Origin of the sequence: Nostoc sp. (assembly GCF_036917395.1) — a bacterium.
Lineage (GTDB): Bacteria > Cyanobacteriota > Cyanobacteriia > Cyanobacteriales > Nostocaceae > Nostoc.
This window is the reverse complement of sequence record NZ_JBALDI010000005.1, coordinates 177,189-192,818: the sequence shown is the minus strand read 5'-3', so window position 1 is coordinate 192,818 and position 15,630 is coordinate 177,189. Positions and strand designations below refer to the sequence as shown.

Below are 15,630 nucleotides of genomic sequence, written 5' to 3'. Positions count from 1 at the left end.
ATCCTCTGCCTTAAGCCATTCTCCCGTCGGAGAAGCTGCATAAACAGGTACTCTGCGAAAACCCCTTTGGATGCCCAAAGTAGTTGCCTGAATTTACTCTTTTCGGACTTACGCAAAATCTCTCTAAAAGCCTCTTTCCTTCGTGTCCTTCTCTACGAGACGCTGCGCAAATGTGTCCTTTGCGGTTCGTTTTTCCGTTACCTATGCGTAAGTCCTGTCTTTAAAAAGAGTGTAGAAAGAAAAAAATATTCTCCCTTTTTTAGGGAGAATATTCACTAACTGATTCACAACTGGACTTTGGACGGTCAAGAGTTTTGGTAGAATTTCCTTGACTATGCGCCTCTAGTTGGCATTGAGTGCGTTAAGTAGCTGTTAATGCCGCCAAAAATGCCAAAAATCCGATGTGCCCAACCGCTAAATAAGTAGAATTACTTGTAAAATAGTCAAGCAGGCGAGAAATTTACCCACCACTAGAACCTTAGCGAGAAGGTAGTTTACAAGTTTCTGCTCTTCACACCATTCATTTGACATCCATACAATATGGAAGATAATTACCCTGAGCGCAAAATGTCTGAAGAAGAACGTTTTCAATCAGACTATTTTTCCTACTTTGAACAGCCGGAAAATGCTACCCGCTATACACTCTTCATTGATTTTTTAGAAAATGTTTTTAAAGGAAGGTCATTCTCTTTATTGGATCTGGGCTGTGGGAATGGGGCTTTGCTCAAATATCTACCTTCTCAATGCGACTATGTTGGCGTAGATCATAGTGAATATGCTATTAAATACTGTTCAAACCTATACCCTAACAAAACCTTTGTGCGCGAAGACTTATGGGTATTTCTGCGTCAACTTGCTACAGAAAAGAAAAAGTTTGATGCAGTGGTGCTATGCGGAATGATATATCATACCGTTGATAAGGAAAGCCAACAACACAAGGATGAGCAGGAAATTATTCAATTTTGTCTGGACAAGATAATAAGCCACAAAGGATATGTAGTGATAATTGTGGGACTTAATTATGGCAACCATCCAGATCATAATCTGTTTGTTCGAGCGGAATGGTTATACAAGTTAGTAGAAAAAATGCTGAAAACTGCGAAGGCAAACATTGTTTACGAAAATCTCTGCCTACAGATTGGCTTGGAAGAAAAAATTGCACAGCAAAAAGTGATTCCTGACTGGTTTGTTCAGGATAGCTCAACTGATTATTCAAGTAAGTTCGCGGGAACATATATGGCAAGTTGGACATTTATTGCCTCTCCCTCATGTGTGACAGGTTAAAAATAGTTGATGGAATTTGACTGCGATCGCAGGAATTATGCTTAACTAGTCAAAAACTCGGTTTCTTTAATCTAGTTTTTTGTATAGGATTTGTTGTCTCGAAATTCATCACCTGAAGGAATGAGCAATTATCCTTTGAATGAAATGGAGAGATGAGAAAAATCTAAAAAATATGGCTCGATTGACTGTTATCCGTTGGCTAATTCTTGGCTTAAGCTGTTTATTTCTGCTTTCAGGTTGTAGTTTTACGAACGGTTCCACTGCTGGTAAAACACTTACGGTGGCAGTAGAACCTACGTTTCCCCCTTTCGAGTTTCAATCTGCAACTAGTGAGTTGCAGGGTTTTGACGTTGACTTGATGAATGCGATCGCGCAATCTGCTGGCTTTCAAGTTAAGTACCAAAATATGCCCTTTGCTGGTATGATTCCCGCATTGCAGACGCAAACTGTAGATGCGGCAGTTGCAGCGATGACGATTACTGCCCCAAGAGCGAAGATAATTTCCTTTTCGCGTCCTTACTTTAAATCTGGTTTAGCGATCGCTACCCGCACAGACAATCAAAATGTTACCAATTTCGACAGTCTTAAAAACAAGATTATTGGTGTGCAAATTGGAACCACCGGCGCACTCAAGGCTAAAAATCTTCCAGGATCTGAAATTCGCACTTTTAATGATTCACCCTTAACTCTTCAGGCATTAATCAACGGTAATGTCGATGCCGTTCTTAACGATCAAGTCGTTATCTTATACAGCATAAAGAGTGGCAACCTGAACCGACTCAAAGTAGTCAGCAGTCTGCTTACAGAAGAATTTTATGGCTTTCCCACACCCAAAGGATCGCCTAACCTAGACCTGATTAATCAAGGTCTGGCAACGGTGCTGAAAAATGGCACTTACGCCCAAATTTACCAAAAGTGGTTTGGTATTCAACCGCCACAACTCCCAGAAAAATCGCCTATTGAAAACCAGACTAGCAAAAAAGGCGTATCTGAGCTATTTACTTCACTAAGTATTATTTTCAAGTCACTACCCGTCCTGCTGGGTGGGGCTTTGGTGACTCTTGAACTCACAACACTTTCAGTATTGCTGGGAATACTCGGTGGTTCACTGATTGGGATTGTTCGCCTTTCTCCTGCTTTGCCTTTGCGTTTTTGTGCCGGAGCATATGTGGATTTTTTCCGAGGAACGCCGTTGCTGGTGCAGATTTTTATGATTTACTTTGGGTTGCCTGCTTTAGCCCAAACTTTTGGTTTCACCTTGAATTTAAATCGTCTAGTGGCAGCGGTGATTGCATTAAGTCTTAATAGCGCTGCTTACATTGCGGAAATTGTCCGCGCAGGTATCCAATCAATTGAGCCGGGGCAAGCAGAAGCCTCTCAATCACTGGGCTTGAGTTCAGTGCAAACGATGCGCTATGTGATCTTTCCTCAAGCCCTGCGGCGGATGCTGCCACCCCTTGGCAATCAGTTCATTAGCCTGCTCAAAGACACTAGTTTAGTTGCTGTCATCGGCTTTGAAGAGTTGTTCCGCAAGGGGCAGCTGATTGTAGCAGAAAGCTATCGCTCGTTTGAGGTTTACGCCACTGTTGCCTTGGTTTATTTATTTCTGACGCTGCTTTTTTCCCAAGCGTTTAGTCGCTGGGAGCGATCGCTCAATCCTATTAAAAAACAGAGTAAGTGAAAAAGGATATACATCAAAGAGGTGTTTTACAACTCATCTAGAACTGCTATAGAGAAGCTGACTTTATTATTCATGCCTCTCCATCGCTGGGTTAAACTATCATCTAAATAACCAAGATTATTCATCAACTTTTAAGTTTATTTGTTCTTTAGGTTTGCATTGGTAACTAGTCTAAACTCCAGTCACAAATAATGCATCTTAACCAAAAAACATAATTTCAGTTTTTAGCCAATTACCGATAATTAATAATTATTACTTTTTGTTAACGAGCAACTTTTGGTCTGTATCTTCTATTTGTAAAAGTTCTGGAATAGTAACAAAGTGATAACCTTGCTTTCTAAAGTAGCTAATAATTTCTGGTAAAGCTTGTACAGTTCTGGAACGGTTACCACCACCATCATGCATTAGCACAATACCACCAGGTTTGGAATCTTTAATCACGTTATTGATCAACTTTGGTACAGCTGGTAATTTGTAGTCTGTGGAGTCAGCTGACCACATAACTACACTATATTTCTGCCCTTTAGCATAAGCAGCTAATCCGTTATGCAGGTTGCCACCAGGCGGTCGGAACAGATTTGTTTTAGCACCTGTAACTTGATAAATTAAGTCTGTTGTGCGATCAATTTCATAAGCTGCTGCTTGTTGATTAAAGAAGTGATACCAGTGATGCCAAGTATGGTTGGCAATGACGTGACCTTGAGCGACAACTTGCTTTCCTATTTCTGGATAATTTTTTAGGTTCTGCCCGACGACAAAAAACGTCCCTTTGATATTATTTGATTTCAGAATATTTAGCACTTGCTCTGTGCTTTGAGGCCAAGGGCCATCATCAAAGGTGAGAGCAATCACTTTTTCACCCTGAGTGAGTTTTGCGGCTGCAATTATTGCCCCTTGAAAACGTGGTGGTATAGCGTAGGATAGTCCTTTTGTTTGTGCTTCTTGCTGCCAACTTGTAAGCATCGCCGCCTTTAATTTCTCAATGCGCTGCTGAGTTCCTATGTTTGCAGCTACATCCTTTAAATTTATACCTTGTCTACTCTGAGCCTCCGAAGTATTTGGCCTTAGAAGCATCATGAAAGCAACGCTAAAAACACCACCTAAGGCAAGCAACGCAATTAATATTCCTTCTGGCCACAGAAACGATTTATTGTTTTCCACCTCATAGCTCCTTCAAAGATCGAACCATCAACCTCGGTTATGACGGTACGTTATAGCATATTTTTTTAGATATTTAGATACCAGTTACTTTCTGGTAATCCTGAAAATTGGAATTGGGACTAACGGAAATTTAGAATCGAAAAGACAGACTATACACCTTTAACTGAAATCTAGATGCTCTAGATTTGGACAAACGCTTATACAATACTTGGTACTATCTAATATCAACCCATTCATCAAAGGCAAGGTCTGCACTTCCACATTTTTACCGTTAGCTCTAAGAAGGAGCACAATTAGACAATTAATCACACCACAAAATCCTCTTGATAGAGTTCTGAATCAGTTACTACCTTTCACTTCACTGGTAAGGCAGGATTATCCTTTCAAGTTTTATAGCTTTACAAATAAGATGAGCTAAACTTTCGCACCGACAATTTGCACTTACTTTTTGCAGGCTGAAGTTTTATGTCAGACTTTTTGCCAGTGAAGTTGTATAATTTACAACTTAGTAAATTATTTGATTAACATCCAAAACTACTTACAAGGGGCGAGGTATCTTTCAAACAAGAGTCTACTAAACTATTAGTTATATTCTTGATAAGATGTATTCTACTGCCTGCTGTGATTGCTTCCTTTTTAAGAAAAAGTTAAATTTCCAACTGACAGAATGTTACCTTGTACTTTCTCTGAAATAGACTGACGAAAATTGATTGAATATAGTTTCTCATTGCCAAGGGGCACTTATTCGTTAATTTAGATACTTTTGACTCATTCAGCAAAAATAATTTTATCGGTAGTTTCGTTCTATTTTTGATACTCATACTTTAGTCTAAATTGCTAGTGGCTTTTTGTCTGTTAATGTTTTTCTAGATAATTAAGAAAATTTATATCTTAATTATATAGTACAATTTTATATGCACTATCACCGTGTAATTACGGAAAATAATTTCATATATAATAGGCAAGTTGTTAAAATCGTAACAACCCAAGTTGCTAGTTATCAAAAAACGCCTATTTTTAAGTACATAGTTAAAAAATAAGTATTCAATAATACTAAAAATTAATATTTTATCGGATCATAATACCATTCGAGGCACTAACTAGCAACTTACGTTAATAGTATGGCATCTATCTATTGAACCATTAAATTCTATATTAAATGTGATATTTTTTACTTATAACACTTAATGAGCCTAAATTTTTGTATTTAAAAATACATTAATACTTCGAAATTTATGTAATAAAACTTAAGAATACATATCAAAATATATTTTCTTTAAACTCAGCCTTCAGTAAGACTGCCCTCTGCCTTTTTTGGAAAAGTAAAGCAGATATTGTCAGACATGTAGTATACTATTTTGCCATGTAACGACCAATTTTCTGCTCAAAGAAAAAACCGACTGGCTGTATCGCTTTACCAATCGGTAACTAACTTTTTTAGCAGGAGAAAGCAAAACTGAAAATTATCTAATAACTTGCCTTATAATTGCAGCAATTAGAATTAGAATTTTTAATTATCTATTTAGCAATCCTAATCATTAGCTTATATTGCCTTAGACAGGTCATAGTTTATTTACAGTGCTTTTGCTCGTCTTTAGTAGATGCGATAACTGTATTATTTAATATCTGTATAGGTTTATGCAGTACCCAGCTTGTTTATCAGTATACCTTTTGAGTCAAAATAATCAAGGTATTTGTCCCACTTCTGAAACTGGCTAGAAACTTTTATGATTCCTCACGAAAGTGATGCAAAACAAGAGCGTGCGTCGTTAAAAGTATGGCGTAGTTGGCAAGAAAATCTGATTTTAATTGCGATCGCATTGTGTTTGGCATTCCTGATCCGGACTTTTATCGCCGAACCCCGCTTTATACCTTCTGATTCGATGTTGCCTACCTTACATACTGGCGATCGCTTGGTAGTTGAAAAAATCTCTTACCATTTTCACCCTCCCATAACTGGGGATATTATTGTTTTTCAGCCACCTGCAGAACTACAACGTCGAGGATATCCCAAAGACCAAGCCTTCATTAAGCGGGTTATTGGCAAGTCTGGTGAGGTAATTAGTGTTGCTTCTGGCAAAGTCTATCTCAACGGTCAAGCCTTGGCAGAAGACTACATCGCTGAACCACCAAATCAACCATATCGACCAGTGAAAGTTCCAGAAGATGAGTTTTTTGTTATGGGCGATAACCGCAACGATAGTAATGACTCTCGCTATTGGGGCTTTTTACCCAGAAAAAATATCATCGGTCGAGCAACATTTCGCTTTTGGCCTCTCGACCGCATTGGGTTCATTTAATCAATTTTGGATTTTAGATTTTAGATTTTTCCTTCAATCCAAAATCCAAGTTGCGCCGTCAACGCACCAAAAGTGCGACCCAAAATCTAAAATTGGCAGAGTTAGGAGTTATTTTAAAACTTCTAACTTTTAATTTAAAACCTTAAATAATACATCATCTGAGCGATCGCATCACCAGGTAACTCCAACCGCCGCTGGAAATCAGCCAGGTTACGGTAAGACCCAACTGATTGCCGATTTTGTACTACTGCTTGTGCTAAAGACAAATCTATAAATGGAATTTGTGCTAACTTTTCAACTGTTGCTGTATTCGGATTGACTAAATGGGTCGGATTTTCTAGAGATTCCTGGTCATAATAAATAAAATTCAGCAGAGGCTTTAATGGCTCTAGCCGCGGCGCTGGTATAGCCAAAGCCGCAGCGATGTCTTCAATACAGTAAAATTTAACACCCGAACGCGAAAGTTCTACAAGCGATCGCGCTTGGTGAATTGACAAACCTGGTAAACGTAACCAATCATCTACAGTCGCTTGATTAGCATCAATCCGAATACCTAATTTTGCCGCTATCTGAATTTCTTCCCCAGATTGTAAGCGATAGTAAGGATCGTTGAGGAGCTTGGCTTTGAGTTTTTGCAACCTTGAGTTTAAAGGTAGCCAGTTATTCATGATTGTCGCTTACCTCAAGAAATCTGGTCTAGCAATTGGCGGCGCTTTTGCTCAAACTCATACTCTGAAATCAGTCCATCCTGGCGCAGAGCATCTAATTCACGCATAGCCTCAGCGATCGCTCCTACTTGATTACTCACCCCCTGTAAGTTCCTTGCTGCTGACTTACCTAGATTAAAATTACGATCAAAAGCTTCTTCGTCTTGGGCTAAATACCAAACTCCCTCAATGGCACTAGCTACCTTGGGGATAGGCGTCCAGGAAAGCAAAACATACAAAACACCCCACAGAGGCTGTCCCAAATAAAATTTATGCAATCCTGAAATTGTCAGCGTGCCAGAAAAAGCTAAAACAGCGGCAACGCTTCGGCTTTTGCGCTTAGTCAACATATTTATAATAAATCTACCAGTATCACAGTTTCTACAACAAGATAGCCATAAGCCATTTAAAATTCAAAATGTTTGCGTAGCGTTTCGTAAAGGCTGCGGCATACCTACGCTTAGGGCGCAGCCTTTCGTAGAGAAGAGAAGAAATACAACTCTGATAATAATCATCCTGGCTATATTGCCAAATTTTTACTTACCAGTGATCATATAAATTCATTTTAGTCAACTACCGTGCCTTGCCCTTCAGTCCCACGCACAATTTAGTATTTGAATAAATTTGAGTAAGTTTCACATGACTATGCATTGAGCTTTGATGCTAATTTTAAGTTTTTAACGGATCAGATTACTACGATGTCACAGACCTTTCTACCGCCAAAATGGCTTGAACAGCTTTGTGATCCTTACGCTGTGCTAGGAATTTCTGTGAGTGCTGATGATCGTCAGGTTTGCAAACGCTATCACACTTTAGCGAAGTTTCTCCATCCCGATCACTATACCAAAAGCAGCAATCCCGACCAAGAATTAGCAACGGCAATATTTAGCCGTTTAATTAATCCAGCTTATGAACACCTGAAACATCGGCACAAGCGCTTGATTGCCATAGCCATGCTGCGATCAGACGCAAGAGCCTTACAGCAGCAAGCTTTGTCTTCTCAAAGTGCCATAGCTGAGGAAATTATGGAAATGTCTCCACCCCAAGCAGAATTGTTTTACGAAGAAGCGATCGCCTGCTATGCAGAAGCTCAATACAAATCACTACATGAGTTTTATCAGGTGACGCAACAGATTAGTATACTGAATTTAGTTTACTTACGGTTGCATAAACCAGACCTATCACTACCGCAAAAAGCTGTTCCCATCATCCCTGAGGTCGAAGTCAAGCCAGTTCAATTGACATTGGATGAAAAACCTAATGTCAAACCAGTTTTGACAGACTACGCTCAACGTCATTACCAGCGAGCTATTGAGTACGTCAGACTAACCAACTGGACGTTAGCTGTACAAGAACTGCGTGATGCCATCAAGTTAGAGCCAAATAACAGCGACTTTTATGCCTTATTAGGTTTGGTACATATCCAACAGAAATTTCTAGGGATGGCTAGGGTTTACATCCGTCAAGCATTAAAACTGAACCCGCAAAATTCACTAGCTTTGAAATACGCTCCTGGACTGAAAATTCAACCGGGTGAAAACACCAATCCTAAATCAATAGCTAAAGCTATGAGTATTGCGGCTTTATTAAGTCGGTTTACACAGGGGAAAGCTTCTCAAGTCAAGTGTTGAAATTTCGGTAAAAAACCGTGCTAAAACCGAAGCTTTGTTATTAAATTACTCCTCTAGACTAAGATAATAAATAGAAGTAAGACTATTAAGCTACTGGGTCTGGGCGCTCAGTTTAATATAAGCAATATGGGATTCTTCGATTCCGAGATAGTTCAACAAGAAGCAAAAGAGCTGTTTGACAATTATCAAGCGCTGATCAAGCTTGGTAACGGCTACGGCAAATTTGACCGCGAGGGCAAAAAGGTGTTTATTGAGCAAATGGAAGCCATGATGGATCGGTATCGCATCTTTATGAAGCGCTTCGAGCTATCAGAAGATTTTATGGCACAAATGACAGTAGAGCAACTTAAAACCCAATTAGGTCAGTTTGGTGTCACTCCGCAACAAATGTTTGACCAAATGCACCTCACTTTAGAACGGATGAAAGCCGAGCTAGAAAAACAGGTCTAGTCAATTTTAGATTTTAGATTTTAGATTTTGGATTAATTGCCAATCCCTTCGGGTTCAGCAGTCGCTCATGGGGGAAACCCCCAAGAACGCGCTGCTTCACCAAAATCTAAGTTGCGCTGTCAGCGCACCAAAGGTGCGACCTAAAATATAAAATTATTGTGACTTGGGGCGAGAAAACTGGGAAGTTGACTTAAAGTTTTCTACTGGTACATTCTTTAGTGCCTTCTGCATAAAATCTTTCCAGATCGGAGCGACCATAACACCACCTGTTGCATGGTCAGCTAATTGTTTGTTATCGTCTCTTCCTACCCAGACAGCAGTTGTTAACTGTGGCACAGTACCAACAAACCAAATATCTTTTTCTGATGATGTTGTTCCCGTCTTGCCTGCGGCTGGGCGGCCTATAGCAGCACCTTTACCAGTACCTTCAGTAATTACCGATCGCATCACATCGATAATTGCTGCTGATGCCCAAGGATCGAGAACTAGCTGAGGCTTGGGAGTATTGTCTAGCAAGACGTTACCACTACTATCGGTGACACGGGCAATTACAGTTGGTGGTGACTGCCAGCCATAATTAGCAAAGGTAGCATAGGCACTAGCCATTTCCAAAGGTGTGACACCAATTGCACCAAGAGGCAGGGAGCTAACAGGTTCCATCGGACTCATAATGCCCAAGGTACGGCAAGTTTCGATCACTCTATTCATCCCCACAGCCTTACCAACCTTGATTACAGGAATGTTGCGTGACTGAGCTATAGCTGTGCGGATTGGCATCGCTCCCCTAAAACTGCCATCATAATTTCTAGGAAAGTACCAGCCGTTACCATCTCGATAGCTGACTGGAGCATCTACCACCGTTGAGTCTGGCCCATACTTACCAGTAGCGAAAGCAGTATAATATACAAACGGTTTAAAAGAAGATCCGGGCTGGCGTTGAGCTTGAGTTGCACGATTGAATTCACTGGTCTTAGGATCTATACCGCCCACCAGGGCTTTGATAAAATGTGTGCGCGGATCAATTGCCACCAGAGCCATTTGATTCTTAGATAATCCCTGCTCTAAAAGTGTTTTATGCCATTTGGTGACGGTTTCCTCTGCCATCACTTGGAAGTTGGCGTCAACCGTAGTTTGCACCCGCATCCCGCCTTTGAGTAGTGTCTCACGCCCAAACTTTTTAGCCAATTCCTGCGCTACGGTATTGGTTACATAAGGTAGGGCACTACCTTGAAAGGATTTGATTTTACCAAGTTTGATTTCTTGCTTGAGCGCATTGTCGTACTCTGACTGGTTGATCCAGTTTAATTCCAGCATCCGTCCTAGCACTTCTTTTTGTTTCTGTTTAGCCAGCTTCATGCTCACAAACGGGCTGAATTCTTCTGGTGCTTGGATCAAACCCGCCATCATTGCTGACTCACCCAAGGTTAAATATTCTGCTGACTTATTAAAGTAACTGCGGGCTGCCGTTTGTACACCATAATTGTTATGACCCCAATAAACTTGATTGAGGTACATTTCTAAAATTTGGTCTTTGGTGAGAATTTGCTCTAACCGGATTGCCAGCACCCCCTCCGCTAGCTTCCGAGTAAAGGCACGCTTGTGAGACAAAAATAGGTTTTTTACCAATTGCATAGTAATAGTAGAGCCACCTTCTCGGACTCCACCCGCTACAGCGTTAACTACTACAGCCCGGCCAACACCAGTCGGGTTAATACCGTGGTGATCGTAGAAGTGGCTATCTTCACTTGCTAATACCGCCCGTTTTAAATTCGGGGAAATTCTATCCAGGGGTACGACTTCCCGGTTGGCTTCCCCGTGGATACTCGTTAAAAGTTTACCCTTAAGGTCATAGATGTAAGTTGTTTCTGAGGGAAAGAAGTTACGTAGCTGTCTCACATCTGGCAAATTACGGAAACTAATGGCTAAACCAACCAGTCCTCCGGCTACAATGGAACTTGCCAGCATGGTGATTGAGAGGAGAGTACCGCCAGTTACCTGACCGACTCCTTTCAAAAACTCGAAACCTGATGAAGCCCGACGTTGTGGCTGTTTATCTTCAAAAGTCCTAGAAGACGACACGGCGATTTCACTTCCTCACTTGTAAAGTTAACTGTAATTGATTGGACGAAGCAAGGCGGTTAATTTTTTGCAATTATAGTAGTTTGGCAGACGAGAAAGCGGATAAATTGCCTGTGAATATAACCAACTTAACTTCTAGTGTGCAAAACATAGCTAATAGTGAATTTTCTAGTATGACGCAAGATTTGGCTTGGCTGCGTCGTGGTGTAGTAGAAGTTTTCCCACAACCAGTTGATGCTAACAGTGAAAGTCTAGACAAGCGCTTGGTAACTACAAACCAACCTTTGAGAATCAAATTGGGGATTGACCCTACGGGTACTGATATTCATCTCGGTCATAGCATACCAGTACGAAAACTGCGAGCGTTTCAAGATGCAGGTCATATAGCAGTTCTGATTATTGGAGATTTTACAGCACGCATTGGTGATCCGACTGGGAAATCTGAAGTCCGCCGTCAGCTTACAGAAGCAGATGTAGCCCGCAATGCTCAGACTTATCTTGACCAAGTACGTCCTATCTTGGATTTTGACACACCAGGAAGGTTAGAGGTGCGTTATAACTCCGAATGGCTCTCTGGGCTAAACTTAGAGAAAATTTTGGAGTTACTCTCGACGATGACGGTGGGGCAGATGTTGGCTAAGGAAGGATTTGCCGATCGCTATAAAAAAGAGAATCCGATTTTTATCCATGAGTTCCTATACCCGTTAATGCAAGGTTTTGATTCCGTTGCCGTTGAGGCAGATGTGGAATTGGGAGGGACTGATCAGAAATTTAACATTGCTGTGGGCAGAGATTTGCAGCGCCATTTTGGTCAAAAGCCCCAGTTTGGGATGCTGCTGCCAATTTTGATTGGCACGGATGGGGTGCAAAAAATGTCCAAGTCTTTAGGTAATTATATTGGGTTGTCGGAACATCCGGCACAAAAGTATCAGAAGTTACAAGGAGTCCCAGATCATCTGCTGGAGCAGTATTTTGAACTGTTGACGGATTTACCTTTGGATAATCTGCCAGAAAATCCCCGCGATCGCCAAACACTTCTAGCATGGGAAGTTGTCAAACAGTACCACGGCGAAACAGCAGCCCAAGAGGCAAAAGAAGCAGCCCAAAGCGGCGGAAAGGAAGGTGTCGTTCCAGAATTTTCTCTAGTTGACGTGCAGCAGTTTCCTACTAAGTTAGCGTATATTCTCAATGTCACTGGCTTATGCAAAAGTACAGGTGAAGGAAAGCGAAAAATTCAAGAAGGTGGCGTGCGCTTAGATGGCGATCGCATTACTGATGTTGATACTACTTTTGCTGATCCTGCTGAGTTACAAGGTAAGGTTTTACAAGTTGGGAAAAATAAGTTTGTGCGTTTAGTGCCTTAAATGGGGAGTGGGGAGTAGGGAATGGAGAATGGTGAACAGGCAGAACGAAGAATTATTGTGCCCTTGGATGTGCCAGATGAAGAAAGTGCGATCGCTCTTGTGGATCAACTCCCGCAAGTGGTTTGGTGGAAGGTAGGCTTAGAGTTGTTTACCAGTACTGGCCCGAAAATTCTAAAAGTGCTAAAGTCTCGGCAAAAACGCATCTTCCTGGATTTAAAGTTTCACGATATCCCTAACACAGTCGCTGGTGCAAGTCGTAGTGCAGCTAGTTATGGCGTGGATTTGTTGACAATTCATGCTACATGTGGTATTCAGGCTCTTAAAGCTGCAAGAGAAGCGGCACAAGAAGGGGCAGCCCAAGCAGGGGTAAAACCGCCTAAATTAATCGCTATTACTTTGTTAACGAGCATTTCTGCAAGACAGCTGGCGTTTGATTTAAAGATTCCTTTAGAATTACCAGAATACGCCCTAGAAATGGCATTGCTGGCTCAAGAGGCAGGATTGGATGGGGCAGTTTGTTCGCCCCAAGAAGTGGCACAACTACGGCAAACTTGTGGAGATGACTTTTTGCTAGTTTGTCCGGGGGTTAGACCAACGTGGGCAGATAAAGATGATCAAAAGCGATCGCTCACCCCAGCACAAGCAATCATTGCCGGTGCAGATTATCTAGTGATTGGGCGTCCTATTACTACTGCTACTGAGCCGGAGTTAGCCTGGAAGAGGATTTCTGAGGAGTTAACCACGGTGGCATGAAGCTAAAAGTCAGTGAAAAACCGGGGGATAGGGTGCAGGGTGTAGGGGAGAACAATCTTACCTCTTCGCTCAGGAAGAAAAATTATAATTGGCTTTTAGCTTGTGGCTTCTGGGTTTTAGGATCAAATAGCCTTGCTTACCCAGCGTTATCGATAAACCTCACCCCTAAACCCTCTGTGCTAGCAGAAAGGGAAAATGTCAACGGTGGGGCAAGGTCTTTGTGTTCTGAGCAAAATTTAGAAACATTTACTATACAGCTACTGGAAGATTTACCTAGTTATACCAATCGCGTTAGTCAACGTGCCCGCCGCCTCAGTAGAAGCAGTGATGTTTACAGTTATATGTTAGTGGCAGGAAGACCTGAGTTTACTCCTCTGCCCCTTAACCTTGAAGAATATAGTGCAAATGCAAAAACTGCTGCATCAGGAGTTGAGCAAGTTTTTTTTACTACCTTAGAGCGACAGTACATAGGAAAGAAAGCGGTAGAATTGCAGGAATTCCACTGGCTGTTGTTGACTAAAACTAAAACTGGTTGGCGTCTAGTGATGATGTTTTCTCAAATTGGTTCCCATTCAGCACAGCAGCCACTGTCTCCGCCACGCGATAGTAGTAACGGCACTGTTGCCCAAGCGGTTAATACTTGGTTACGCGATTGTCAAGCTGGAAGTGTACGACGGATGCATACTGTGAATATGGGAGACAAAATTGAACCTCGTCGAACTCACGTTAATATCAAATCAAAATAGCTATGACTCGAAGGAAAATGCTTCGCTTTGAAGATATTTGCTATATAACCTCTCAGTAACGTAGGGTAGAGTTTCTAACAAGTAATCGTGTTCATTTGGCTGCGACGCCAAAAAAGCAAAATTGTACTGAGCCAGCACGGTTAGAGCAAGGCGATTCCAATCGATTTTACCCTGCATCAATTTCTGAGTCAGATACTTATTTAAAACAAAATAAATTTACATCACCCAACTAGCTTATATCAGTGGAATTACGCCTATATCTTTGGGAAGATTTTCAGGAAATATAGCTGATAAACAGCGAAAAAAAGCAGACATTATTTAAAAACGAAGACTGGCTTGAATTTAAGCGTTGTGACTCCCGTTTTTTGGCGATAACATGGAAATAAGTTTATTTCATGCTTCTCACACCGCGTTTAGCGTCAGTTTTTTTATGGAGATTCAGTTAATTAACATCGGCTTTGGTAACATCGTGTCTGCCAACCGAGTAGTTGCCATTGTCAGTCCAGAGTCTGCTCCAATTAAGCGGATTATTACCGATGCACGGGACAGAGGTCAACTGATTGATGCAACTTACGGTCGTCGGACTAGAGCTGTAATTATCACCGATTCCAGCCACATAATTCTGTCAGCGATTCAGCCGGAAACGGTAGCGAATCGCTTTGTGATTTCCCGCGATCATCAGACTGTAGATAATTAATTAGCAGTGGGTTATTCCCACTTTTCTTTGCATCATATCGGCAGTACCATGTGAATTATATAAGTTTTCTCTCACTCATGCTAGAAATTCTTTAGTCAATAGTGGACTTGGCCAGGAACACAAGACTAATGAATAATATCTATTGATTGATTCACAGGTTGAAGGGATGATGCCAGTTTTACCCATCCACAGTAATGCTACTACCGAAGAATGCTTACATTTAGGCAGGTTGATTGTTTTAACTGGCCCCAGTGGGGTCGGTAAAGGTACTTTAATGCGATCGCTCCTGCAACGTCATCCAGAACTGTATTATTCTGTATCGGTGACGACTCGTTCTCCCCGTCCAGGGGAAATCGATGGCAAAAATTATTACTTTATCAGCCGTAGTCAGTTTGAACAATTGGTGGCGGAAGGGGAATTTTTGGAATGGGCAGAATTTGCTGGTAACTATTACGGTACTTTGCGCGAAGCTGTGCTTAACCAAATTCATTCCGGCAAGTTAGTGGTGCTGGAAATTGAGTTAGAAGGGGCAAGACAAATTCGTGCTTCCTTCCCCAGTGCCTTCAGCATTTTTATTTTACCGCCTTCCTTTGATGAATTGGAGAAACGAATACGCGATCGCGCCCAAGATTCTGAAGAAGCGATCGCCCGTCGTCTACTCCGCGCCCAAGTAGAAATTCAAGCCGTAGACGAATTTGATATTCAAATCGTTAATGACGATTTTGAAACTGCTTTAAATGATATTGAAGCGGTTTTGTTTAAATAAGATAAGAGTTA

14 protein-coding genes are annotated in these 15,630 nt (G+C 41.4%); 10 read left to right on the top strand and 4 right to left on the bottom strand.

Going from position 1 to position 15,630, the window contains the following annotated elements:
- The first annotated feature begins 540 nt into the window (after nucleotides 1-540).
- Nucleotides 541-1,284, top strand: coding sequence for a class I SAM-dependent methyltransferase (locus tag V7K46_RS05040; RefSeq protein ID WP_335111522.1), 744 nt, complete (start codon nucleotides 541-543; stop codon nucleotides 1,282-1,284).
- Between the two features lie 172 nt (nucleotides 1,285-1,456).
- The gene (locus V7K46_RS05035) at nucleotides 1,457-2,965 is read left to right on the top strand and encodes an ABC transporter permease subunit (protein WP_335111521.1); all 1,509 of its coding nucleotides are present in this window, start codon (nucleotides 1,457-1,459) and stop codon (nucleotides 2,963-2,965) included.
- 252 nt (nucleotides 2,966-3,217) lie between these two features.
- Here the strand turns inward: V7K46_RS05035 and V7K46_RS05030 are convergent, their stop codons facing one another.
- Nucleotides 3,218-4,126 (bottom strand): polysaccharide deacetylase family protein, encoded by a 909-nt coding sequence (locus V7K46_RS05030; RefSeq protein ID WP_335111520.1) that lies wholly within the window; start codon nucleotides 4,124-4,126, stop codon nucleotides 3,218-3,220.
- 1,727 nt (nucleotides 4,127-5,853) lie between these two features.
- Here V7K46_RS05030 and lepB point away from each other — a divergent pair.
- A complete protein-coding gene (gene lepB / locus V7K46_RS05025; protein WP_335111519.1) occupies nucleotides 5,854-6,426 on the top strand; it encodes a signal peptidase I in 573 nt (190 codons plus the stop codon).
- Nucleotides 6,427-6,560: 134 nt separating this feature from the next.
- On the opposite strand, the gene V7K46_RS05020 is transcribed toward lepB, so the two are convergent.
- Both V7K46_RS05020 and V7K46_RS05015 read right to left on the bottom strand, forming a co-directional pair.
- Nucleotides 6,561-7,094 carry a ComEA family DNA-binding protein gene (locus tag V7K46_RS05020; protein WP_335111518.1) on the bottom strand — a complete coding sequence of 178 codons (534 nt, stop codon included), beginning with the start codon at nucleotides 7,092-7,094 and terminating at the stop codon, nucleotides 6,561-6,563.
- Between the two features lie 14 nt (nucleotides 7,095-7,108).
- Nucleotides 7,109-7,483 carry an NINE protein gene (locus V7K46_RS05015; RefSeq protein WP_335111517.1) on the bottom strand — a complete coding sequence of 125 codons (375 nt, stop codon included), beginning with the start codon at nucleotides 7,481-7,483 and terminating at the stop codon, nucleotides 7,109-7,111.
- A 348-nt stretch (nucleotides 7,484-7,831) separates the two neighbouring features.
- On the opposite strand from V7K46_RS05015, the gene V7K46_RS05010 reads away from it, so the two are divergent.
- A complete protein-coding gene (locus V7K46_RS05010) occupies nucleotides 7,832-8,764 on the top strand; it encodes a J domain-containing protein (protein ID WP_335111516.1) in 933 nt (310 codons plus the stop codon).
- Nucleotides 8,765-8,890: 126 nt separating this feature from the next.
- On the top strand, nucleotides 8,891-9,214 hold the full coding sequence (locus tag V7K46_RS05005) for a DUF1825 family protein (RefSeq protein ID WP_335111515.1): 324 nt from the start codon (nucleotides 8,891-8,893) through the stop codon (nucleotides 9,212-9,214).
- Nucleotides 9,215-9,367: 153 nt separating this feature from the next.
- On the opposite strand, the gene V7K46_RS05000 is transcribed toward V7K46_RS05005, so the two are convergent.
- Complete coding sequence (locus V7K46_RS05000) at nucleotides 9,368-11,293, bottom strand: transglycosylase domain-containing protein (protein WP_335111514.1); 1,926 nt, start codon at nucleotides 11,291-11,293, stop codon at nucleotides 9,368-9,370.
- Nucleotides 11,294-11,406: 113 nt separating this feature from the next.
- Here V7K46_RS05000 and tyrS point away from each other — a divergent pair, with 113 nt between their 5' ends.
- From tyrS to gmk, 5 genes are all read left to right on the top strand, one after another.
- Nucleotides 11,407-12,657 carry a tyrosine--tRNA ligase gene (gene tyrS / locus V7K46_RS04995; protein ID WP_442939802.1) on the top strand — a complete coding sequence of 417 codons (1,251 nt, stop codon included), beginning with the start codon at nucleotides 11,407-11,409 and terminating at the stop codon, nucleotides 12,655-12,657.
- A gap of 21 nt (nucleotides 12,658-12,678) precedes the next feature.
- Nucleotides 12,679-13,410: an orotidine-5'-phosphate decarboxylase gene (gene pyrF, locus V7K46_RS04990; RefSeq protein ID WP_335111513.1), complete on the top strand. Its 732-nt coding sequence runs from the start codon at nucleotides 12,679-12,681 to the stop codon at nucleotides 13,408-13,410.
- Entirely contained in the window at nucleotides 13,407-14,156 is a 750-nt protein-coding gene (locus tag V7K46_RS04985; RefSeq protein WP_335111512.1) for a hypothetical protein, read from the top strand. The genes pyrF and V7K46_RS04985 overlap by 4 nt, the downstream gene beginning before the upstream one ends.
- A gap of 430 nt (nucleotides 14,157-14,586) precedes the next feature.
- Nucleotides 14,587-14,853 carry an extracellular matrix/biofilm regulator RemA gene (remA, locus tag V7K46_RS04980; protein ID WP_273769630.1) on the top strand — a complete coding sequence of 89 codons (267 nt, stop codon included), beginning with the start codon at nucleotides 14,587-14,589 and terminating at the stop codon, nucleotides 14,851-14,853.
- Nucleotides 14,854-15,019: 166 nt separating this feature from the next.
- Nucleotides 15,020-15,619: a guanylate kinase gene (gene gmk / locus V7K46_RS04975; protein WP_335111562.1), complete on the top strand. Its 600-nt coding sequence runs from the start codon at nucleotides 15,020-15,022 to the stop codon at nucleotides 15,617-15,619.
- Nucleotides 15,620-15,630: the final 11 nt, after the last annotated feature.